Below are 19,995 nucleotides of genomic sequence, written 5' to 3'. Positions count from 1 at the left end.
CGCCCCCGTCCGGGCGGGGGCCGCGGCGTTTCCTCCTCCGCGTGCCGGTGGCGGGGGCTTCGCGCATGATGAGGGCTGTGGACGACGAGCGCGGGGACGCGCCGGCCGTGTCGGTCGCCGTCCCCGTCTTCAACGAGGAGGAAGTGCTGCCCGTCCTGGCGGCACGGCTCAGGCCGGTCCTGGACGGGTGCGGCGAACCGTACGAGGTCATCGCCGTCGACGACGGCTCCACCGACCGGACCCCCCTCCTGCTGGAGGACCTGCGCGCGGGCTGGCCGCAGCTGCGCGTGGTGACCCTCAGGCGCAACAGCGGCCACCAGGCCGCCCTCACCGCCGGACTGCGCCGCGCCCGCGGCGCGTACGTGGTCAGCATCGACGCGGACCTCCAGGACCCGCCGGAGGTCATCCCCGACATGCTCGCCCTCGCCCGGGCCGAACGCCTCGACATCGTCTACGGCGTCCGCACCGACCGCTCCACGGACAGCGGCTTCAAACGCCGCACGGCCGGCGTCTACTACCGGCTCATGCGCCGCCTCGCCGGCTCCTTCGTACCCGACCAGGCCGGGGACTTCCGGCTGCTGTCCCGTGCCGTCGTGGACACCCTCAAGACCCTCCCCGACCAGCAGCAGATCTACCGCCTGCTCATCCCCTGGCTGGGCTTCCCCAGCGGGCAGATCGCCTACCGGCGCGCGGAGCGGGCGGCGGGCACCTCCAAGTACCCCTTGCACAAGATGGTCCTGCTGGCCTTCGACAGCATCACCAGCTTCTCCGCCGTCCCGCTGCGGCTGGCCACCGCGATCGGCGCGCTGAGCTCCCTGGTCTGCCTGGGGTTCCTGGTGTGGGCCCTCGTCGTCCACGCCACGGGCGACACGCTGCCCGGCTGGACCTCCCTGATCATCACCATGCTGTTCTTCGGCGCCGTCCAGCTGTTCTGCCTGGGCATGCTCGGCGAGTACGTGGCCCGCATCCACACGGCGGTCCAGGCCCGGCCGACGTACGTCGTGGCCCGCGACACCGGGGAGGAGGGGCGGTAGGCCCCTCAGACCAGCACCCCGGCGAAGAACATGGCCGCCAGAAGGGCGTACTGGGCCGCGCAGGCCGCCAGGAGCGGGACCTGCACCCACACGGGCGTCCGCCGGACCAGGAGCAGCCCGACGAACATCTGCGCGTGGACCCGGTACCAGGACATCTGCGCCCCCGCGACGAACGGCACCAGGAACACCGCCACCGTCAGGACCAGCGCGGCCCACTCCTCGGCCGCGAGCCGCCGGCGCCGCAGCAGCAGGACGGCCGCCGTCGCCACCACCAGCAGCACGAAGGCGGCGTTCACCCACAGCTGTGGACGGTGCGCGGCGAGGGCGTGCTCCAGCAGCCAGGGCAGGTCGCCCTTGGGGGTGTACCAGTCGCGGAACGGGACCCGGTAGGCCCGGACCATCTCGGCGAAGGGCTCGCGGAGGTCCCCCTGCCCGTAGCTGATCCGCTGGATGGTCCGGTACGCGTCCCAGCGGCCCGTCGCCTGCCACATCTGCCAGGCGGCCCACAGCGCCCCGCACCCGGCGGCCGCCGCCGACAGCCCGGCCTTGGCCCACCGGCGCGGCCGGGTGTCCCCGCGCCATGCGAACAGGGCGCTCGACAGCAGCATCACGACGGCGACGGCGCCGACCGGGTGACAGGCGACCGCCACGAAGCCGCCCGCCGTGGCGGCCCACCAGGACCCGCGCCCCACGCCGGCGACGCAGACGAGCAGGGCCAGTGTCGCGAGGGCGATCGGGAACACGGCGTGGAAGTAGACGCCGCCCGGGAAGACGGTGCCGACGGCGAGGGTCAGCGCGGTGGCCCGGCTGAGCCGGGCGCCGAGCAGCCACCACAGCACCGCGAACATCCCGAGCAGCGCCGCCTCGGTGACGACGGCGGCGGAGAGCTCGTAGGAGAGCCCGGTCCCGGACACCGCCCGTACCGCCATGGGGTACCCGGGGAACCAGGCCACGTTCCCGCACATGACGTCGGGGAAGTTCGCGTACCGGTCCTGGCAGCGGAACATCTCGTAGCCGCCGCGGGCGATGGAGAGGTAGTGCTCGGAGTCCCAGCGGCGGCGGCTGTCGGTGGACCAGTAGGCCACCCGTGATCCGTCCGCGGCGACGGAGGCGCGCGCCACCGCCCAGGTGACCAGGTTGGAGACCAGCCAGGCGACGACCGGCGGCAGCAGCAGCCGCCCGCGGAGCCGGCCGTCCGTCCGGCCGGCCAGGGGGGATTCGGTCATCTCCCCGCTAGTCTGGCCAAGGCCCCACCGCCCCGCACCCGGAAGGCCGCCGGACGGCTCACCGGCTAGGCGCTGGCTAGGCGGCGGCTAGGCGTCCACCGGGTGCCAGGCCGGGCCGGCGGGGTCCTGGTCGATCCGGCCGAAGACGACGTCCGCGAAGTGGACGCCGAAGCCGATCGTGTCCGGCTCGGCGAGCTCCGCCGCCAGGCGGTGGCGGTGGACGGCCGTGGCGGGGAGGTCGTGGTCGAAGCCCGCGGACCAGGAGGGGTGGGAGGCCTGGATCGGCGAGTGCATCGCGTCGCCGAAGGCGATCAGGCGGCGGCCGCCGCCGGTGATGACGTACTCGGCGTGCCCGACCGTGTGGCCCGGGGTGATGCGGACGCGGACGCCGGGGAAGACCTCCTCGTCGTGGGTGATCGTGCGGACGTTCTTCGAGAGGGCCGCTGCCACATGGGCCTCCAGGGCGTCGCGGCCTTCCCACTCCGGCTCGGAGATCAGGAACTCGGCGTGGCCGAGGAGGGGTTCGCAGGCCCAGCCGAGGTGGTCGGGGTGGAGGTGGGTGAAGGCCACCGCCTCGATGTCCTCGGGCCGGCGGCCGAGGGCGGCCAGGCTGTCGGGGAGGGCGCCGCCGTGGGCCGAGTGCAGGGGGCCGTCCGGGCTCTCGAAGGCGTGCGGGCCGATACCGGCGTCGATGAGCAGGGCGCGGCCGCCGTGCTCCACGAGGAGGGCGCCGACGCTGCCGGCCAGGTGGCCCGTCTCGTCCAGGTACTCCGGGTGCGCGGCCCAGGTCGCGTCGGTGGTGCCGGGGAGCAGGCTCAGGGGGCGCAGGCGTACGGCGCCGTCCGGGACGTAGGACACCTTCGTCTCGCCCAGCTGGAGGGAGCGGACGCCCGAGGGGCGGCGGAGGCGGGCGTCGTCTCGGTGGGTGGATGCGGTCAAGTCGGGCATTTCTTCTCCCTGGTGAGGTGCCGGTGCGCGACGGTGATCACCATAAACATCAAGCTTGAATCATTCAAGCTGTAAATATATTGGCTTGATGGGGTTGTTAGGGTGGGCGGCATGACGAAGTCCCCGGAGCCGCAGTCGCAGGCCGTCGCCGAACGGCAGCTGTGCGGCCTGGTCGACGGGCTCGCCCAGCGGATCGCCGAACACGTGCGGAAGCGGGCCACCGCCCTGGGCCTGACCGCCGCGCAGGCGACCGCCCTGCGGGAGCTGACCGGGCCGATGACCATGCGGGAGCTCGCCGAGCGGATGAACTGCGAGCCCTCCAACGCCACCTTCGTCGTGGACCGGCTGGAGAGGCAGGGCCTGGTCGAGCGTCGTTGCCACCCCACGGACCGGCGCGCCAAGCTCCTCGTCCTGACGGACGAGGGCACGGGGCTGCGGATCCGGCTGCTCGACCTCCTCCACGTCGATTCGCCGGTGGCGGGCCTCGCGCCGGAGGAGCAGCGGGTGCTGCGCGACCTGCTGGAGCGGGCCGTCACCGGTTCCTGACGGGCGGCCGGGCGTCAGAGGGTCTGGCCGCGCAGGAAGGCGATCGAGGCCAGGGCGAAGGGCGCCGCGTACCACCAGCGGCCCAGGGTGCGGTGGAAGACGGGCACGGCGGTCAGCAGCAGCCCGGCGAAGCACAGGGCGACGCAGGCGTGGGCCGTGAACAGGGCGTCGTCGCGGATCCGGTCGTACGGGCCGTCCGGGTGCAGGGCCAGGGAGACGTAGCAGAGACAGGCGGCCGGCAGGTAGACGAGGACGGCCAGGGGGGCGCCCAGCACCCACCGCAGGCAGCCCCGGTCCTGGGGCAGGTCGATGCTGTCGTGGGGGTGGCGGCGGTAGGTCATGCGCACATTCCCGGGGGTCTCGGCGGTTTTCAGGAGATCCGCCAGATGCGGACGGTGGAATCCTCGCTGCCGCTCGCCAGGTGCACGCCGTCCGGGCTGAAGGCCACGGCGGTGACGGCGCCGGTGTGCCCGTTGAGCTTGGTGGCGGCGGTGCGCGTGGCCACGTCCCACAGCCGGACCGTCCGCCCGCCGCCGCCCGCGAGGGTGCGGCCGTCGGGGCTGAAGGCCACCGACCGGACGGTGCTGTTGCTGCCGGTGAGGGTGGCGGTTGCGGCGGCGGTGGCCGGGTCCCAGAGGCGGATGGTGGTGTCGCCGCCGCCGCTGGCCAGGGTGCGGCCGTCCGGGCTGAACGCCACCGAGGCCACGTGCGCGGTGTGGCCGGTGAGGGTCGCGGTGTTGGAGCGGGCCGTGACGTCCCACAGTCGGACGGCGCCGTCCTCACCGCCGCTGGCCAGGGTGCGGCCGTCGGGGCTGAACGCGACCGAGCGGACGGTGCCGCCGTGGGCGTCGAGGGTGGCGGTCACCGTGCCGGCGGCGAGGTCCCAGAGGCGGACGGTGCGGTCGTCGGCGTCGGCGAGCAGCGTGCCGTCCGGGCTGAAGACGGCCGCCAGCACACCGGCCGACGCCTTCAGCTCGGCCTTGTCACTGCGGCGTTCGACGTCCGACAGGGCGATGGCCCGGTCCAGCCCGGCGCTCGCGAGGACCTTCCCGTCGGGGCTGAACGCCACGCACGTCACCGTCGCGGACCGGGCCCGGAAGGGGGAGGAGCCGGAGGCGGCCGCCATGTTCCACAGCCGGACCGTGCGGTCGCTGCTCCCGCTCGCGAGGAACCGGCCGTCCGGGCTGAACGCCACCGACCCGACGGAGTCGGTGTGATGGGTGATGACCACCCCCGCCCGGGGGCCGGCCGTCCCGCCCCCAGCGCCCGCGCCGCCGCCGCTCCAGCGGGTCAGCCGCAGCGCCGCGTAGGCCCCGCCCGCGGCCCCGGCGGCGCCCAGGCCCCCGAGCAGCACCGTGCGCCGCGTCGGCCCACCGCCGCCCCGGCGTTCGGGGCGGGGGCCGGGCCGGTCCGGGGGGCCGGCGTGGTGCGTGGGCCCGGCGGTGTCCGCGCCCGGGGGGCCGGGCGGCAGTGCCGGGCCGTCCGGGGCCGCGGCGCCGGGCCCGGGCGGCGGCACCTGCGCGTCCGGGGGCGGTGCCTGCGTGTCGCGGGTCAGCGGCCGTGCGTCCGGGGGCGGTGCCCCCGTGTCCCGGGTCGGCACCCGTGCGTCCGTCGTCGCCAGCAGGGCGCGCAGCCGCCCTGCGGCGGACGGGGCGTCGGGGCGGGCCCGCGGGTCCTTGGCCAGCAGGCCGGCGACCAGCTCCGCCAGCGGAGCCGGCACGTCCGCCCGTACGGTGTCCAGGGCGGGCGCGGTCTCGTCCAGGTGGCGGCGCATCAGCACCCATGGGGTCTCGGTGACCGGGAACGGCGGCGCACCCGTCGACAGCGCGTGCAGCACGCCCCCCAGTGCGTACATGTCGCAGCTCGCCCCGACCCGTTCGCCGCGCCACTGCTCGGGCGCCATATAGGCGGGGGTGCCGAAGACATGGCCGGTGGCGGTCAGGGAGGCCGTGGCATGGGCGGTGCGGGCGATGCCGAAGTCGCAGATCTTCAGGCGGCCTTCGGTGAGCAGGAACAGGTTCGCGGGCTTCAGGTCCCGGTGCACCACCTGTTGCGCGTGCGCCGCCGCGAGGGCCTCCGCCGCCTGCAGGCCCAGGTCCAGCACCTCGGGCAGCGGCAGCCCGCCCCCGGGGTGCGCGGCGAGGCGCTGGGCGAGGTCCATGCCCTCCAGCAGCTCCATCACGATGAACAGCCGCTTCCCGTGCCGCCCGGTGTCGTGGACGACCGTGATCCCCGGGTGCCGTAGCCGCGCCCCGATCTCCGCCTCCCGCCGGAACCGGCCCAGCTGTTCCTCGGAGGCGTCGAACTCCAGCAGCACCTTCACGGCCACGGCCCGCCCGAGCTCCAGGTCCTGGGCCCGCCACACCTCGCCGACGCCGCCCTGCCCGAGCCGCACGTCGAGCCGGTACCGCCCGGCCAGCTCCTCTCCCGCCCGCATCGCTCCCCCTGCCCGCCGCCGCCGGATCCCGGTCAACCGCCGCCGGGGCAGGGGTCATTGTGCAACACCCCGCTGACGGCGGGCTGTGGACGCGGGCCGCTTCACGCTTCCGTGGCCGCCGGGCGGCTCCCCGCCGACGGTGGCCCCCTCCGTCCGATGGTGCTAGCGTCATTAGCACCATGTTGCTGAGGCTGAACACCGCCGACACCCGCCCCCTGCACGAGCAGGTGGCCGGTGCCATCCGGCGCGCCATCGCCGACGGCGAGTGCGCGCCCGGGGACCGGATCCCGCCCGCGCGCGAGCTCGGGCAGGTGCTGGGGGTCAACGCCAACACCGTGCTGCGCGCCCTGCGCGCCCTGCGCGACGAGGGGTTGCTGGAGTTCCGGCGCGGCCGCGGGGTGACCGTCGCCGGTGGCGCCGACGGACGCTCGCAGCTGCTGGAGCGGGTGCGCGCCCTGGTCGCCGACGGGGCGCGGCTGGGGTACGGCAGGGCCGAGCTCATCGAGATGATCAGGGGGATGCCGTGAAGGGCCGTGGGATGTGGGGAGCGGTCGGCTGGGGGGCCGGGGTGCTGGTCCTGCTGGTGGGGCTGCCGCTCGCGGCGGCCGGGCGGCTGCCGGACCCGGTGGCCACCCACTGGGGCGCGGGCTCCGACGCGCCCGACGGGTCGATGCCGCTGTGGGCGGCCGTGGTGTTCCCGGCGCTGGTGTGGGTGGTCGTGGTGGCCGCGGTGGTGTTCGGGGCCCGGCGCGGGCCCCGGCGCGCCTGGGGCCGGGCGGCGCTGGCCTTCGGCGGGGTGATGCTCGCGGGGGCGCAGGCCTCGGTCGTACGGGCCAACCTGGACGTCGCCGACTGGCGTCAGGCCGGGGACGTGACGGGGTGGGGCGTGGCGGTGATGGCCGGGGTGGCCCTGCTGGCCGGGGCCGGGGTGGCGCTGCCCGGGCGACGGGCAGGGGCGGCGGAGCCGCCGGCCGCGGAAGGGCCCCGGATGGAGATCCCGGACGGGGAACGGCTCGTCTGGCTGTCGAGCGCCGCCAACCCCTGGCTGCAACTGCTGGCCGGCCTGTTCGCGCTCGCCGCGCTGGGCGCCCTGCTCGCCGGGCTGGCGGGCCTGGCCGCGGACCCGTGGCTGACGGCCGGGACCCTCGCGCTCGCCGCCCTCGCGGTGCTGGCCTGCTCCTCGGTCCGGGCGAGGGTGACGCGGCGGGGGCTGGAGGTGGCCTTCGGCCCGCTCGGGTACCCGGTGCGGCGCTGGGCCGCCGAGGACATCGAGTCGGCCCGCATGGAGGTGCGTACGGCCGCCCGGGCCGGCGGCTGGGGCTACCGGATCAACGGGCTGGGCACGACGGTGATGCTGCGCGGCGGCGAATGCCTGGTCGTACGGGCGAAGGGGCGCGACTTCGCGGTGAGCGTGGACGACGCCGCGCGCGGCGCCGCCCTGCTCAACTCCCTTCGCGTGGGAAAGGGTTAGCTGCGGGCGTAGGAGCCCAGGCCGACCAGGCAGTACACGTACTCGTTGATGACGCTGCCGTTGATCGTGTAGCGGTACGAGAAGCCGTACTCCGTATCGGAGTTCTCGTCGCAGCGGCTCATGTCCGAGGTTCCGGGGAAGCGCTGGATCACCCGGTAGTGCGCGTCGTCGGCCCCGCAGGAGACCTCGTGGACGCCGGTGACGCGCGTCGCCGTCGTGGAGTCCGGCAACTGGCCGTTGAGGCAGGTCCCTTCGTCGAAGGGGCGGGGGCCTCGGAGGTCTGCCCGGGCAGGGGGAGCGAGAACGTCGGGGCGGCCGCCGGGTCGGTGGCCGGGGTGCCGGTGTCGGTGTACGTCGGCGTCGGCGTGGGCGGGGTGTACGGGCTGTACGGGCTGTAGGCCGAGGAGGGCGTGGCGGAGGCGGTGGCGGTGGGGCGGGAGTCGTCGTCGCTGCCGCTCGCCACCACGATGCCGATGACCAGCGCGGCGACGACGCCGAGCGCCAGCAGGCAGCCGAGGGCGCCGGACTTCCCGGCGGGAGCGGGAGCGGGGGTGGGCCCCGACGTGGGCGGGGGTGGTGGCGGCGGTACGGGCTGGGTCGCGGCCGGGCCCGGCACCCGTATGCGCAGCAGTACCTCCTCGTCGCCGATGCGGGCCCGGACGAGGTCGCCGTCCCGGGCCGGCGGTATCCGGAGCCGCACGGTCCCGGAGGGGAGGGGGGCGTCGACGGTCGCTCCGGCGGCGGCCTGCGCGGGGGTGAGCGTTAACTGGACTTCCTCTGACGACACCGGCTGCTCCTCAAGGTGGCGGCGCCCTGGCGGACGTCCGGAATTCTTCCCCCTCCGCCCTGGCTGACGCAGCCGTTCCGGCTCGTCGGGACCGGTCCGTGAGGTTGTGCGGACCAGGGGTGGAGATCGTTCGCGGGGTGTGGAGCTGTGGGGGAGGGCTCGTTCGAGGGGTGTTCCCCGGGGTGCGCGCGTGCGTAGATTACCGGCGGTAACTCCGATCGACCGAGGAGAACGAGCCGTGGACGCTGCCGAGCCGGAGCTGGTCGAGCCCGTCAAGACGATCGTCGCCGGAGTGGTGCGCGAGGTGGCGGTGCCCGCCCTCGCCGTGGCGCCGGCCGGCGGATCGCTCGGGGACCTGCCCTTCCTCAACGCCCTGGAGGCCCCGGGCGAGCCCGTACTCGCCCGCAAGGAGCGCGACGGCACCTGGCGGGACGTCACCGCCGCGGAGTTCGCCGCCGAGGTGCTAGCCGTCGCCAAGGGCCTGATCGCCGAAGGCCTCGCGGAGGGCGACCGGCTCGCCATCATGGCCCGGACCACCTACGAGTGGACCCTGCTGGACTTCGCGGGATGGGCGGCGGGGCTGGTCACCGTCCCCATCTACCCGACCTCCTCCGCGCTCCAGGCCCGCTGGATCATCCACGACTCCGGGGCCGTGGCCTGCGCCGTCGAGGACACCGTCCAGGCCCGGCTCATCAGCGCCGAACGCGCCCACCTGCCCGGCCTCGCCCACCTGTGGGAGTTCGACACGGGCGCCATCGCCCGCCTGGTCAAGGCCGGCGAACACCTCCCCGACGCGATCGTGCAGGCGCGCCGGGCCGCCCGTACGCCCGAGTCCTACGCCACCCTCGTCTACACCTCCGGCACCACCGGACAGCCCAAGGGCTGCACGCTGACCCACGGCAACTTCTTCGCCGAGGTCGACAACGCGGTGGCGCTGCTCCACCCCGTCTTCGATTCCGTCAGCAAGGACCCCGCCTCCACGCTGCTCTTCCTGCCGTTGTCGCACGTCTTCGGCCGGATGGTCGCCGTCGGCTGCCTGCGCGCCCGCGTCAAGCTCGCCCACGCCCCCAGCATCAAGACCGAAGACCTCCTCGCCGACCTCGCGGGCTTCCGCCCGACCTTCCTGCTCGCCATCCCCTACGTCCTGGAGAAGGTCCACAACACCGCCCGTGCCACCGCCGAACGCATGGGCCGCGCCGCCTCCTTCGACCGCGCCGCCCGCATCGCCCAGCGCTTCGGGGAGGCGACGGCCGCGGGCGCCCCGCCGGGGCTGGCGCTGCGGGCCGCCCGCGCCCTGTACGACCCGCTGGTCTACCGGCGCATCCGGGCCGCGCTCGGCGGCCGCGTCCGCTACATCCTCAGCGGAGGCTCCCCCCTCGGCCGGCGGCTCGCCGCCTTCTACACGGGCGCGGGCATCGAGGTCTTCGAGGGGTACGGGCTCACCGAGACGACGGCCGCCGCGACCGTCACCCCGCCGCTGCGGCCCCGCCTGGGCACGGTCGGCTGGCCGCTGCCCGGCACGGCGGTGCGCATCGCCGACGACGGGGAGGTGCTGTTGCGCGGCGGGCACGTGTTCGCCGGGTACTGGAACGTGTCCGCGCAGCCGGCGGGGGAGTGGCTGGCCACGGGCGACATCGGCGAGCTCGACGCCGACGGCTACCTCACCATCACCGGCCGCAAGAAGGACCTGATCATCACCTCCGGCGGCAAGAACGTCGCCCCCGCCCCGCTGGAGGACTGGCTGCGGGCGCACCCGCTGGTCGGCCAGTGCATGGTCATCGGCGACAACCGGCCCTACATCGCGGCCCTGATCACCCTGGAGCCGGAGGGGCTGGCGCACTGGCGGCAGATGCACAAGAAGCAGGACGTGCCGGTGCGCGAACTGGTCACGGACCCGGAGCTGCTGGAGGAGCTCCAGCGGGCGGTGGACGAGGCGAACAAGCTGGTGTCGCGGGCCGAGTCGATACGGCGGTTCGCGGTGCTGGCGGGGGAGTTCACGGAGGAACGGGGGCACCTCACCCCGTCGATGAAGCTGAAGCGGGGTGCGGTCGCCCGGGACTACGAGGCCGACATCGAGGCCCTGTACCGGGCACCCCGCGGCTCCTGAGGGGCCGCTGCGCGGAGCCGTCCCCCGCCGGCGTGCGGGGCGCGGCACGGTATCGGAGCCCCAGAGGGGGTGGGGGAGGAGGGCGGCCCCGCGCGGCGGCGACCCGCCGCCCGGCGGGCGGGGGCGGCGCGGGCCGCTTATCGTGGGCTGACCGGTTCCGGGGGGCCAGCCGAGGAGCGTGCCGTGCGCCCTGCCCGTGCCCGTACCCGCGCCCGCATACGTGCCGCCACCTGCGCCGCCGCCCTGGCCGCCGCCCTCTCCACCGCCCCCGCAGCCGCCACCGCCCCCACGACCCCCGCGCCCGGGGAGGGCGTGCGCACGGTCGCTGCGCCCGGGGAGGGCATGCGTACCGGCCTGGCCCCCGCTCCGGCCCAGGGCATACGCACCGGCCCCGCTCCGGCCCAGGGCATACGCACCGGCCCCGCGCCCGCCCAGGGCATACGCACCGGACCCGGCCCCGCTCGCCAGGGCCTGCGGTGGGGTGACTGCGCCGAGAAGCCCGTGCCCGACGGGATGCGGTGTGCCACGCTGACCGTCCCCCTCGACCACGACCACCCCGCCAAGGGCACCACCCGCGTGGCCCTGGCCAAACTGCCCGCCACCGCCCCCGCGCGCGGCCGCCGCGCCGGGTCCCTCCTGCTGAACTACGGCGGCCCCGGCGCCCCCGGGATCGCCTACCTCGCCGCCGATCCCGCCCTCTTCGCCAAGCTCAACGAGCGCTACGACCTGATCGCCTTCGACCCGCGCGGCGTCGGCCTCAGCGACCCCGTCTCCTGCGGCGGCGTCCAGGCCGCCGACTCCGGGGCCGGCACCGGCGATCCCGGCGACCCCGCCACCCAGCTGGCCGCCCTGCGCGCCGAGGTCCGCCAGTGCGAGCGGCACTCCGGACGCGTCCTCCAGTACATCGGCACCGTCCACGTCGCCCACGACCTGGACGACATCCGCCGGGCCCTCGGCGAGGAGAAGCTGGACTACCTCGGCTTCTCCTACGGCACCCGGCTCGGCGCCGTGTACGCCGCCCTGTACCCGGAGAACACCGGCCGGATGGTCCTCGACGGCGTCGACAGCCTCGCCGACTCCCTCACCGAGCAGGCCCTCGCCTCCGCACGCGGCCAGCAGCGCGCCCTCGACCACTTCCTGACCTGGTGCGCCCACCAGCAGGACTGCGTCTACGGCACGAACACCCGTACCGCCAAGGAGAGGGTCAACGCCCTCGTCGCCCGTCTCGACGAGCACCCGATGACCGGTACCGGAGGAACCCCGTTCACCGGCGACGACGCGGTCCTCGCCATCGGCAGCGCCCTCTACGACAAGGCCTCTTGGCCGGACCTGGCCGCCGCCCTGGGCCGGGCCGAGCGCGAGGGCGACCCTGCCGGCCTCGAAGGGCTCCTGGCCCCCGCCGAGCCGGCCCCCGCCGAGCCGGCCGCCACGGGCACCCCCTCCCAGGTGCCCGCCGACAACGCCTCGGCCGCCATCACCGCCGTGAACTGCGCCGACGACCCGGACCGGAGCAATGACAAGGCCGACCCGTCGGTGATCGCGAAGGAGGTCGGGGACCTCGGCCCACGGTTCCGCGAGGTCTCCGAGATCTTCGGCCCGCGCCAGCTGATGACCGTGCTGGCCTGCTACGGACGCCCCGCCGGCACCGACTTCATCCGCCGCATCGACCACCCCGGCGCCCCGCGCATGCTCCTCGTCGGCACCCGGGGCGACCCGGCGACCCCGTACGAGTGGACGGAGGAGACCGCCCGGCGCCTCGGATCGGCGGTGGTCGTCGACCACAAGGGCGAGGGGCACACCGGCTACCCCTCCTCCGCCTGCGTGCGCGGCTACGTGGACGGCTTCCTGATCGACGGCCGCCTTCCCGCCGGGACGCGCGCCTGCCCCGCCGGCGAGTGAACCGGCGGGGCAGGCGCGGACGGACCGGGTCCGGTCAGCAGTCGGGGTGCGTGGCGCGGCCCGCGAAGCGGTCCGCCAGCCAGTTCGCGGCCGCCGGGGAGTGGGTGATCACCCCGCTGACGTGCTCGCCGAGCAGGACGGTGTCGAACTGGAGGTCGGCGCCCCGCGCGCACCAGTCCGCCCGCAGCTGCCGCCCCACCGCGTACGGGATCAGCTCGTCGCCCAGCGCGTGGTACTGGAGCACCGGCGCTGCCGGGGCCGTGCGGCCGAGCCGGCTCTGGTCCAGCCGGGCCTGCCAGTCGGGCTGGGCGAGCGGGTCGCGGGTGGTCAGGTCGGAGATCCGCTTGAAGGAGCCGGCGATCGAGTCGATGGCCACGCAGTTCTCCTTCATCCCCTCGACCAGGGCCCGGCCCGCCGGGTTGAGGTAGGAGTCCAGCTTCAGCTCGGGGAAGGCCGCGTCCTGCCCGGCCGCCGCCATGAAGATCAGGCCGGAGCCGTAGGAGCCGTTGTTGAACGCGGCCACCTTCATCAGGTCCGCCGGGACCCCGCCCGTGGCCGTGCCCTTGACCTTCAGCTCCGGCGCGTACGACCCCTGTAGCTCGGCGGCCCAGCTGCTGGCCTGCCCGCCCTGGGAGTACCCCATGATCCCGACCGGGGTGTCCGCGCCCAGCCCCGCCTCCGGCAGCCGGATCGCGGCCCGGGCGGCGTCCAGGACGGCGTGCCCGGCCGACGGGCCGACGGTGTAGGTGTGCAGGCCCGGGGTGCCGAGGCCCTCGTAGTCCGTGACCACCACCGCCCAGCCGCGCAGGGTCAGCTGCTGGATGAGGTTGGCCTCCATGGCGGTGCCGTACGGGAGGTTGTTGCTCGGCGCGCAGGAGTCGCCCAGGCCGACCGTCCCGACGGCGTACGTGATGAGCGGGCGCGGCCCAGTGCGGCCGTCCTGCGGGACGATGACGGTCCCCGAGACCACGTTCGGGGCGCCGTCGGCGGTGGTCGAGCGGTAGTGGACCTTCCAGGCCCGGGTACCGGTCGGCTGGCCGGGCAGCGGGTGGAAGGCGGACGGGGCGCTGTCGACGATGTCACCGGGCCGGGCGGCGGAGCCCTCCTCGGCGCCCTGTGCGGCGGTGGCCGGCACCCAGGCCGACAGGACCAGGGCGGTGACGGCGGCGACCAGGGCGGAGGTTCGCAAACGCATGGGCGGATCTCCCAACGTCCGTGTGGGGGTAGGTGAGGCGACGGTAGTGACCGACCGCTCGGCATGTCGCTGACCGCGCAGCTCACCTTTCCTGACCGCCCCTCACACCCCCGCCCGAGTGACGCCCGCCCCGCCCGCGCGACCCCCGGCACCTCCTAGCCGCCGGAGGCGATCCGGTACGCGCCCGGCGTCGTGCCCGTCCAGCGGCGGAAGGCGCGGTGGAAGGCGGTGTCCTCCGAGAAGCCCAGGCGGGCCGCGAGTTCCGCGATCGGCTCCCCGCTCTCGGCCAGGCCCGCGATCGCCGCGTCCCGTCTGACCTGGTCCTTCAGCCGCTGGAAGGAGGTGCCCTCCTGCTGGAGCCGGCGCCGCAGGGTCGCCGGGGAGACCGCCAGGCGGGACGCGACCTCCCCGAGCTCCGGCAGCCCCGGCGCCCCGCGCAGCCCCCGGGCCAGGGAGCGGCGTACCTGTTCGGCGACCGTGGTCCCGTACTCGGGGCGCGAGAGCAGGTCGAACGGGGCCCGGCGCAGCATCGCGTCCAGCGCGGGCTCGTCGCGCACCAGCGGGGCGGTCAGCCAGTGCGCGTCGAACGCGGCGGCCGTACGCTCGGCCCCGAACCGCACCGGGCAGTCGAACAGCACCGCGTACTCCTCCCGGTGCGGCGGCGCGGGATAGGCGAACGAGGCGCCGGTCAGGGGGATGCGCCGGCCTACCATCCAGCTGCTGAGCCGGTGCCAGATCGCCAGCACGCACTCCGACAGGAACCTCTCCCCGTCCCGCCCTAGCTCCCCGCGTACCGTGAACAGGGCCTGGCCGCCCTCCACTTCGAGCGCCAGCTCCGGGCCGCCCGGGAACAGCCCGTAGAAGGCGGCGGCCCGCTCCACGGCCGCGCCCAGGTCCGGGCAGCCCGCGCAGGCGTAGCACATCATCGCGAAGGTCCCCGGCCTGCTCGGCACCGCCGCCAGGCCCAGGAACTCGTCCCGCGTGGTCCGGTACAGCGCCCGGAACAGGCGCGCGAACTGCGCGGGCGTGACCCGTGCCCGGTCGTCGCCCAGCAGCAGCGGCGGGATCTGCGCCTCCTGGAGCAGCGGTACGAGGTCCACGCCGTCGCCCCGCGCACCCGCGAGCACGGCGCGCACGTGGTGCACGCTGACCGTCCGCCTCCCCATGGCTCCGACGGTAGCCCCCGTGAGCGCTGGGGTCAGCGGGGCTGACGCTTCCGGTCATGCCGCCGGGGCGCCGCGCGCGCCCACCATCGGGGGGTCACCTATCCGGGGAGGGCGTGCGATGGACGGTCGGCCGGACACACTGGCGGTGTTCACCCAGTGGACCGAGGAGCGGTACGGGCCGCTGACGGCCCTCAGGTTCCGCGCACCGGACGGCCCGGACGGCGCCGACAGCCCCGACGGCCCGGAAGACGCAGACGGCCCGGACGGCGGCTGGCGGACCCGGACGTACGCCGAACTCGCCGCGTCGGTACGGGAGGCGGGGCGCGGCCTGATGGGGCTGGGCGTCGGGCCCGGGGAGCGGGTGGCGGTGCTCGCGGAGACCCGGCCGGAGTGGACGTACGCGCACTTCGGGGTGCTGGCGGCGGGCGCCGTGCTGGTGCCGGTGTACCCGACGGCGGGGGAGGAGGAGCTGGCCTGGGTGCTGGCCGACTCCGCGGCGGTGGCGGCCGTCTGCGAGAACGCCGCGCAGGCGGCCCGGGTGGAGGCGCTGCGGCCGGAGCTGCCCGCGCTGCGGGCGGTCGTGACGATGGACGGGACCGCAGCCCTGCCCCTGGCCCCGGAGGCCGAACTCGCTGCGCGGGCCGCCTCCGTGGCCCCCGGGGACGACGCCGCCATCGTCTACACCTCGGGCACCACCGGCCTGCCGAAGGGCTGCCGGCTCACCCACGGCAACCTCGGGGCCGTCCAGGACGCCACCCTCCCGCTGGTCGAGGGCGGCCCCGGCGACTCCACGTACCTGTACCTGCCGCTGGCCCATCTGCTGGCGCAGCTCATCCAGTTCACCACCCTGCTGCAGGGCGGGGAGCTGTGCTACTTCGGGGGCCGGGTGGAGGACGTGCTCGCCGAACTGGCGCAGGCCCGGCCCACGCACCTGCCGTCGGTGCCGCGGCTGTTCGAGAAGGTCCACGCGGTGGTGCTGGCGCTGGCCGAGGGGAGCGAGGGCGGCCGGGAGCGGTTCGAGGAGGCCGTACGGCTGGGCGTGCTCGCGGCCGATGACCGCCTCCCTCCCGAGGACGGCCCGGCGTACGAGGAGGCGGAACGTTCCCTCTATGCCCCGGTCAGGCAGGCCTTCGGCGGTCGTCTCCGCTGGGCCCTGACCGGCGGGGCCCCGATCGCCCCGGCCGCCCTGGACTTCCTGCGGGCCTGCGGGATCCGGGTGTTCGAGGGCTACGGGATGACCGAGTCCGGCGGGGCGATCAGCCTCAACCACCCCGGCGCCGCCCGCCCCGGCACGGTGGGGCGGCCCCTGGCGGGCTGCGAGGTGCGCATCGCCGGGGACGGGGAGGTGCTGGCCCGGGGCCCGATGGTCTTCCCCGGCTACCACGCGAACCCCGCCGCGACGGCGCAGGCCCTGGACGCGGACGGCTGGCTGCACACCGGGGACCTGGGCGCCCTCGACGCCGACGGGTTCCTCACCATCACCGGCCGCAAGAAGGAGCTGATCATCACCTCGGCCGGCAAGAACATCACCCCGACGGAGGTGGAGTTCGCCGTCCAGCAGGCCTCCCCGCTCGTCGCCCGGGCGGTGCTGATCGGCGACCGGCGCCCGCACCCGGTGGCCCTGCTGGCCCTGGACTCCGGGGAGCTCGCCGCCTGGGCGGCCCGCGAATCCCTGGACCTCGGCCCCGCCCCGACCGCCCACCCGGCGCTGCGCGCCCACCTCGAACGGGCCGTGACCGCCGCCAACGCCACCGTCTCCCGCCCGGCCCGCATCCGCGCCTTCCACGTCCTGACCGAGGAACTCTCGGTCGAGGCGGGCACCTTGACCCCCACCCTCAAACTCCGCCGCGCGGCCGTGGCGGACCGCTACGCGGCCGAAATAGAGGCCCTCTACGCCTAGCCCATGCGTTCGAACCGGGTCGCGAAAACCTACGCCACGGCGGCCCGCCGGACGGTCGCCCCGCACGTCAAAAGACCAAAGAACCGGGGGAAAGAACCAGACCAACCCCACCAGCCTCCCCGCGCGGACCTGGTCGCTCGGACGGGTGAACTATGCCAACTCGGCTGGAGTTGGAGGTGGTTGCCGGGCATATGCTCGCGCCGACAACCCCAGACATGAGACGGCCCCCGGCGGGAGTGCGAATCCCGGCCGAGGGCCTGATCCACGAGGAAGTAAGCGCCTTCCCTATGGTCTTCCAGCAGCCTAACGCGGGCCTGCCCGCGCCGCGCCGTGTTCCGGCCCGAACCGCCCGATCCGGTGGCTTCTCCGGCGTCACGCACGCGAAAGTCGCCCTTACGCGCGACTTCACGGTCGTTGCCAACGAGCTCGCCCAGCACGCGACCCTGTCGCTGCTCGCGATCGGCGTGGCGGTGCACATCCAGTCGCTCCCCGAGGGCACCCCGGTCGGCATCCGCGCCCTCGCCGACCGCTACCCCGAGAGCGAGTACCGCCTCGGGCGCGCCCTGAGGGAACTGGAACAGGCCGGCTACCTGTGCCGCAGCCGCATCCGCCTCCCCGCCGGCCAGGTCGTCACCCGCACGGTCGCCTACAACGTCCCGCCGTTCCCCGTCCCCCCGCAGCCACCACACCCACCGGGCCGCCCCGCAGCCCCCGCCCCCGACCCGGACCCGGCCCCCGACCCCGACCCGGACCCCGGCCCCGGCTCGGACCCCACACCCGGCCCGGACCCCACACCCGCCCCGGACCCCACACCTGCCCCGGAGCCCGAGCCGCCCGCGCCCGCCCCGGGCGCGGAGCAGCCCCGGCAGCGCCGGGACCCCGCCCCCGGTTCCGCTCCGGCCGGGGAACAGTGCGACCAGTCCCCGCCCGAGCGCCCGCACCCGGCGGGCTTCCCGACCCTCCTGCACCGCGAAGCCGCCCACCTCCTGGCAGGCCTGCGGGCCCGTGACCCCCGCCTCCTCCTCTCCGAGAAGGACGTCGAACGCCTCGTCCCCGACGTGGTGCGCTGGCTGGAGACGGCCCCGCCCGAGGCCGTGCGCCGCACCCTGACGGCCGACGTCCCGGACGACCTCCGCAACCCGGCGGGCCTCCTCGCCTACCGCCTGAAGGCCGCCTACCCCGTCCCGCTGCCCGCGCCCCGGCACCCGCCCCTGTCCACCGTCCCGCTGCCCGGGGACCGCGCCATCCACCCCTGGCAGACCTGCGACGGCTGCGAGCGCGCCTTCCGCGCCCCGGCACCCGGCCCCTGCGGCGACTGCCGCTCCCACAGCGGCAAGGCTGCCTAGCATGAAGGTGATGACTCGGCCCCCTGGGCACAGACGAGGAGCCACCGCCATGACCATCGCCCCGGACACAGCCCGCCGGGAACCGGCGCAGTACAAGGCCATGCGCGAGGCCCTGGAGTCCCTGGACGACACCGCTCCCGGCAAATTCGAGATCACGCGGGAAGGAATCGTCCACGACATGATGTCCCCGGGCCGTCCCCACGAGCTGACGGCCGCCCTCATCAGCCGCCGTATGGAGAAGGTCATGCCCGATGACCTCCTGGCGCACACGGGCACCCCGGACGTCGAGGACGCGCCCGAGGGCGTCATGCGGCATCCGGACGTCGTGGTCGTGGCGCTCGCGGACATGGAGGGTGAGGGCCCCTTCGACCCCCGCACCCTCCTCGCCGTCATCGAGGTCGTCTCCCGGTCCAACCCCGACAACGACTGGGTCGGCAAGATGCGGGACTACCCGCTCCTCGGCATCCCCGTCTATGCCGTGTTCGACCCCCGCACCGGCACGGGGGCCGTCATGTCCGACATCCACCGGACGCCCGGCGGGCCCCGCTACGCGACCCGCCGGGACTTCCTCTACGGCGAGGACGTGACCATCGCCCATTGGACGATCTCCACGGACGGGCTGCCCCGCTACGAGGACGCCGGGGAGTAGGAGTCCACCGCCGAGCCCAGGCGGTCCAGGCCGACCGCGATCTCCTCCGGGGTGTGCGTCGTGAAGGACAGCCGCAGCGTGCGCGGGTCCGGGGTGCCGGTGAAGAAGGGGGCGCCGGGGACGTACGCCACGTCGTGGGCGACGGCCGACTTCAGGAGGGCCGTCGCGTCGTGGCCCTCGGGGAGGCGGGCCCAGACGAACATGCCGCCCCGGGGGCGGTTCCACTCCGAGCCCGGGGGCAGGGCCGCGCCGAGGCCCGCCAGGAGGGCGTCGCGGCGGGTGCGGTAGGCCCGGCGGACGCGGGCGACGTGGGCGTCGAGGTCGTGCGCGGCCAGGTAGTGGGCGGCCGCCAGCTGGTCCACCGTCGAGGTGTGCAGGTCGGCCGCCTGCTTCGCGACCACCGCCGCCCGCCGCAGGCCAGCCGGGGCGCGCAGCCAGCCCAGGCGCATCCCGGGGGCCATGACCTTGGAGAAGCTGCCGATCAGGGCGGTGCGGTCCTCGGCGCCCGGGTGGGCGGCGAGCCAGGGCTCGTGGGCGCCCTCGTAGCGCAGGTCCCCGTACGGGTCGTCCTCCACCAGCCACAGCCCGGCGCGGGCCGCGGTCCGCGCCACCTCCGCGCGGCGCTCCCCGGGCAGGGTGCGCCCGGTGGGGTTCTGGAAGGTGGGGACGGAGTAGAGCAGCTTGGGGCGCTCGCGGGCGGTGATCTCGGCGAGGGCGTCGGGGAGCAGGCCCTCCTCGTCGCAGGGCACGGGTATGACACGGGCCCCGGCCATCCCGAAGCACTGGAGGGCCGCGAGGTAGGTGGGGTTCTCCACGAGGACGGTGTCGCCGGGTTCCACGAGGGTGGCGGTGATCAGGGTCAGGGCCTGCTGGGAGCCGGTGGTGATCAGGATGTCGTCCGCCGTCGTCGGCAGCCCGCGCGCGCCCGCCCGGGCGGCGACGGCCGCGCGCAGTTCGGGGGCGCCCTCGGTGGTGGAGTACTGCAGGGCGCGGGAGGCGGAGGCGGCCCCGGCGAGGGCACTGTCGTAGGCGGCGCGGAGCCCGGCCGTGTCGAAGAGCTCGGGGGCGGGCAGACCGCCGGCGAAGGAGATCACCCCGGGGCGTTCGGTGAGCGCCAGGATCTCCCGTACGGGGGAGCCGCCCACGGCGCGGGCACGGGAGGCGAAGGCGGGCAGGGGAGCGGGACCGGCGGGGGGCATGGGGGCTCCTTCGGGTGGCGGGTGATCGTGAGCCTAGCCAGGAAAGATGCAGACGGCACCTACCATTTCGAGGGCTGAACAGCAC

Annotated in this window: 18 protein-coding genes; 9 read left to right on the top strand and 9 right to left on the bottom strand. The window is 75.3% G+C overall.

The features are described 5' to 3' along the window. Positions 1-68 precede the first annotated feature (68 nt). On the top strand, positions 69-1,034 hold the full coding sequence (locus tag B4U46_RS15235; protein ID WP_100864206.1) for a glycosyltransferase family 2 protein: 966 nt from the start codon (positions 69-71) through the stop codon (positions 1,032-1,034). Between the two features lie 5 nt (positions 1,035-1,039). Here B4U46_RS15235 and B4U46_RS15230 read toward each other — a convergent pair whose 3' ends face one another. Both B4U46_RS15230 and B4U46_RS15225 read right to left on the bottom strand, forming a co-directional pair. Next, complete coding sequence (locus tag B4U46_RS15230) at positions 1,040-2,260, bottom strand: hypothetical protein (protein ID WP_079427829.1); 1,221 nt, start codon at positions 2,258-2,260, stop codon at positions 1,040-1,042. An 87-nt stretch (positions 2,261-2,347) separates the two neighbouring features. Further along, on the bottom strand, positions 2,348-3,208 hold the full coding sequence (locus B4U46_RS15225; protein WP_079427827.1) for an MBL fold metallo-hydrolase: 861 nt from the start codon (positions 3,206-3,208) through the stop codon (positions 2,348-2,350). A gap of 111 nt (positions 3,209-3,319) precedes the next feature. Here B4U46_RS15225 and B4U46_RS15220 point away from each other — a divergent pair, with 111 nt between their 5' ends. Further along, positions 3,320-3,754 (top strand): MarR family winged helix-turn-helix transcriptional regulator, encoded by a 435-nt coding sequence (locus B4U46_RS15220; protein WP_079427825.1) that lies wholly within the window; start codon positions 3,320-3,322, stop codon positions 3,752-3,754. Between the two features lie 14 nt (positions 3,755-3,768). Here B4U46_RS15220 and B4U46_RS15215 read toward each other — a convergent pair whose 3' ends face one another. Then, positions 3,769-4,095: a hypothetical protein gene (locus B4U46_RS15215; RefSeq protein WP_079427823.1), complete on the bottom strand. Its 327-nt coding sequence runs from the start codon at positions 4,093-4,095 to the stop codon at positions 3,769-3,771. A 29-nt stretch (positions 4,096-4,124) separates the two neighbouring features. Then, positions 4,125-6,191 carry a WD40 repeat domain-containing serine/threonine protein kinase gene (locus B4U46_RS15210; RefSeq protein ID WP_079427821.1) on the bottom strand — a complete coding sequence of 689 codons (2,067 nt, stop codon included), beginning with the start codon at positions 6,189-6,191 and terminating at the stop codon, positions 4,125-4,127. A gap of 179 nt (positions 6,192-6,370) precedes the next feature. On the opposite strand from B4U46_RS15210, the gene B4U46_RS15205 reads away from it, so the two are divergent. Together B4U46_RS15205 and B4U46_RS15200 are read left to right on the top strand one after the other, a co-directional pair. Next, complete coding sequence (locus B4U46_RS15205) at positions 6,371-6,718, top strand: GntR family transcriptional regulator (RefSeq protein ID WP_079427819.1); 348 nt, start codon at positions 6,371-6,373, stop codon at positions 6,716-6,718. Further along, the gene (locus B4U46_RS15200) at positions 6,715-7,662 is read left to right on the top strand and encodes a DUF1648 domain-containing protein (RefSeq protein WP_335755397.1); all 948 of its coding nucleotides are present in this window, start codon (positions 6,715-6,717) and stop codon (positions 7,660-7,662) included. The genes B4U46_RS15205 and B4U46_RS15200 overlap by 4 nt, the downstream gene beginning before the upstream one ends. Here the strand turns inward: B4U46_RS15200 and B4U46_RS40625 are convergent. Together B4U46_RS40625 and B4U46_RS15195 are read right to left on the bottom strand one after the other, a co-directional pair. After that, positions 7,659-7,892 (bottom strand): LppU/SCO3897 family protein, encoded by a 234-nt coding sequence (locus B4U46_RS40625; RefSeq protein WP_420543160.1) that lies wholly within the window; start codon positions 7,890-7,892, stop codon positions 7,659-7,661. The genes B4U46_RS15200 and B4U46_RS40625 overlap by 4 nt on opposite strands. Next, entirely contained in the window at positions 7,811-8,449 is a 639-nt protein-coding gene (locus tag B4U46_RS15195) for a hypothetical protein (RefSeq protein WP_237292884.1), read from the bottom strand. The genes B4U46_RS40625 and B4U46_RS15195 overlap by 82 nt, the downstream gene beginning before the upstream one ends. A gap of 238 nt (positions 8,450-8,687) precedes the next feature. Between B4U46_RS15195 and B4U46_RS15190 the strand changes: the two genes are divergently transcribed. Further along, entirely contained in the window at positions 8,688-10,556 is a 1,869-nt protein-coding gene (locus B4U46_RS15190) for an AMP-dependent synthetase/ligase (protein ID WP_237292882.1), read from the top strand. A 183-nt stretch (positions 10,557-10,739) separates the two neighbouring features. Further along, on the top strand, positions 10,740-12,455 hold the full coding sequence (locus B4U46_RS15185) for an alpha/beta hydrolase (RefSeq protein ID WP_237292880.1): 1,716 nt from the start codon (positions 10,740-10,742) through the stop codon (positions 12,453-12,455). Between the two features lie 34 nt (positions 12,456-12,489). Here B4U46_RS15185 and B4U46_RS15180 read toward each other — a convergent pair whose 3' ends face one another. Next, positions 12,490-13,650, bottom strand: coding sequence for a lipase family protein (locus tag B4U46_RS15180; protein WP_079427815.1), 1,161 nt, complete (start codon positions 13,648-13,650; stop codon positions 12,490-12,492). Positions 13,651-13,805: 155 nt separating this feature from the next. After that, positions 13,806-14,816 carry an AraC family transcriptional regulator gene (locus B4U46_RS15175; RefSeq protein ID WP_079427813.1) on the bottom strand — a complete coding sequence of 337 codons (1,011 nt, stop codon included), beginning with the start codon at positions 14,814-14,816 and terminating at the stop codon, positions 13,806-13,808. 118 nt (positions 14,817-14,934) lie between these two features. Between B4U46_RS15175 and B4U46_RS15170 the strand changes: the two genes are divergently transcribed. The 3 genes from B4U46_RS15170 (at position 14,935) to B4U46_RS15160 (ending at position 18,711) form a co-directional block, all read left to right on the top strand. Then, positions 14,935-16,716 carry an AMP-dependent synthetase/ligase gene (locus B4U46_RS15170; protein ID WP_079427811.1) on the top strand — a complete coding sequence of 594 codons (1,782 nt, stop codon included), beginning with the start codon at positions 14,935-14,937 and terminating at the stop codon, positions 16,714-16,716. A gap of 287 nt (positions 16,717-17,003) precedes the next feature. Next, on the top strand, positions 17,004-18,062 hold the full coding sequence (locus B4U46_RS37385; protein WP_159402094.1) for a helix-turn-helix domain-containing protein: 1,059 nt from the start codon (positions 17,004-17,006) through the stop codon (positions 18,060-18,062). Between the two features lie 49 nt (positions 18,063-18,111). Further along, positions 18,112-18,711 carry a Uma2 family endonuclease gene (locus B4U46_RS15160; RefSeq protein ID WP_079427809.1) on the top strand — a complete coding sequence of 200 codons (600 nt, stop codon included), beginning with the start codon at positions 18,112-18,114 and terminating at the stop codon, positions 18,709-18,711. On the opposite strand, the gene B4U46_RS15155 is transcribed toward B4U46_RS15160, so the two are convergent. Next, on the bottom strand, positions 18,690-19,910 hold the full coding sequence (locus tag B4U46_RS15155; protein ID WP_079427807.1) for a PLP-dependent aminotransferase family protein: 1,221 nt from the start codon (positions 19,908-19,910) through the stop codon (positions 18,690-18,692). The two genes, B4U46_RS15160 and B4U46_RS15155, sit on opposite strands and share 22 nt — an antisense overlap. Between the last annotated feature and the right edge of the window lie 85 nt (positions 19,911-19,995).

Source organism: Streptomyces katrae, assembly GCF_002028425.1.
Lineage (GTDB): Bacteria > Actinomycetota > Actinomycetes > Streptomycetales > Streptomycetaceae > Streptomyces > Streptomyces katrae_A.
This window is presented reverse-complemented; position numbering and strand designations above follow the sequence as displayed.

Bases quoted from the DNA above. Each gene is read 5' to 3' on its own strand.
- B4U46_RS15235 (WP_100864206.1), top strand. From the start codon at position 69: ATGAGGGCTGTGGACGACGAGCGCGGGGACGCGCCGGCCGTGTCGGTC.
- B4U46_RS15230 (WP_079427829.1), bottom strand. From the start codon at position 2,260: ATGACCGAATCCCCCCTGGCCGGCCGGACGGACGGCCGGCTCCGCGGG.
- B4U46_RS15225 (WP_079427827.1), bottom strand. From the start codon at position 3,208: ATGCCCGACTTGACCGCATCCACCCACCGAGACGACGCCCGCCTCCGC.
- B4U46_RS15220 (WP_079427825.1), top strand. From the start codon at position 3,320: ATGACGAAGTCCCCGGAGCCGCAGTCGCAGGCCGTCGCCGAACGGCAG.
- B4U46_RS15215 (WP_079427823.1), bottom strand. From the start codon at position 4,095: ATGACCTACCGCCGCCACCCCCACGACAGCATCGACCTGCCCCAGGAC.
- B4U46_RS15210 (WP_079427821.1), bottom strand. From the start codon at position 6,191: ATGCGGGCGGGAGAGGAGCTGGCCGGGCGGTACCGGCTCGACGTGCGG.
- B4U46_RS15205 (WP_079427819.1), top strand. From the start codon at position 6,371: ATGTTGCTGAGGCTGAACACCGCCGACACCCGCCCCCTGCACGAGCAG.
- B4U46_RS15180 (WP_079427815.1), bottom strand. From the start codon at position 13,650: ATGCGTTTGCGAACCTCCGCCCTGGTCGCCGCCGTCACCGCCCTGGTC.
- B4U46_RS15175 (WP_079427813.1), bottom strand. From the start codon at position 14,816: ATGGGGAGGCGGACGGTCAGCGTGCACCACGTGCGCGCCGTGCTCGCG.
- B4U46_RS15170 (WP_079427811.1), top strand. From the start codon at position 14,935: ATGGACGGTCGGCCGGACACACTGGCGGTGTTCACCCAGTGGACCGAG.
- B4U46_RS37385 (WP_159402094.1), top strand. From the start codon at position 17,004: ATGGTCTTCCAGCAGCCTAACGCGGGCCTGCCCGCGCCGCGCCGTGTT.
- B4U46_RS15160 (WP_079427809.1), top strand. From the start codon at position 18,112: ATGACCATCGCCCCGGACACAGCCCGCCGGGAACCGGCGCAGTACAAG.
- B4U46_RS15155 (WP_079427807.1), bottom strand. From the start codon at position 19,910: ATGCCCCCCGCCGGTCCCGCTCCCCTGCCCGCCTTCGCCTCCCGTGCC.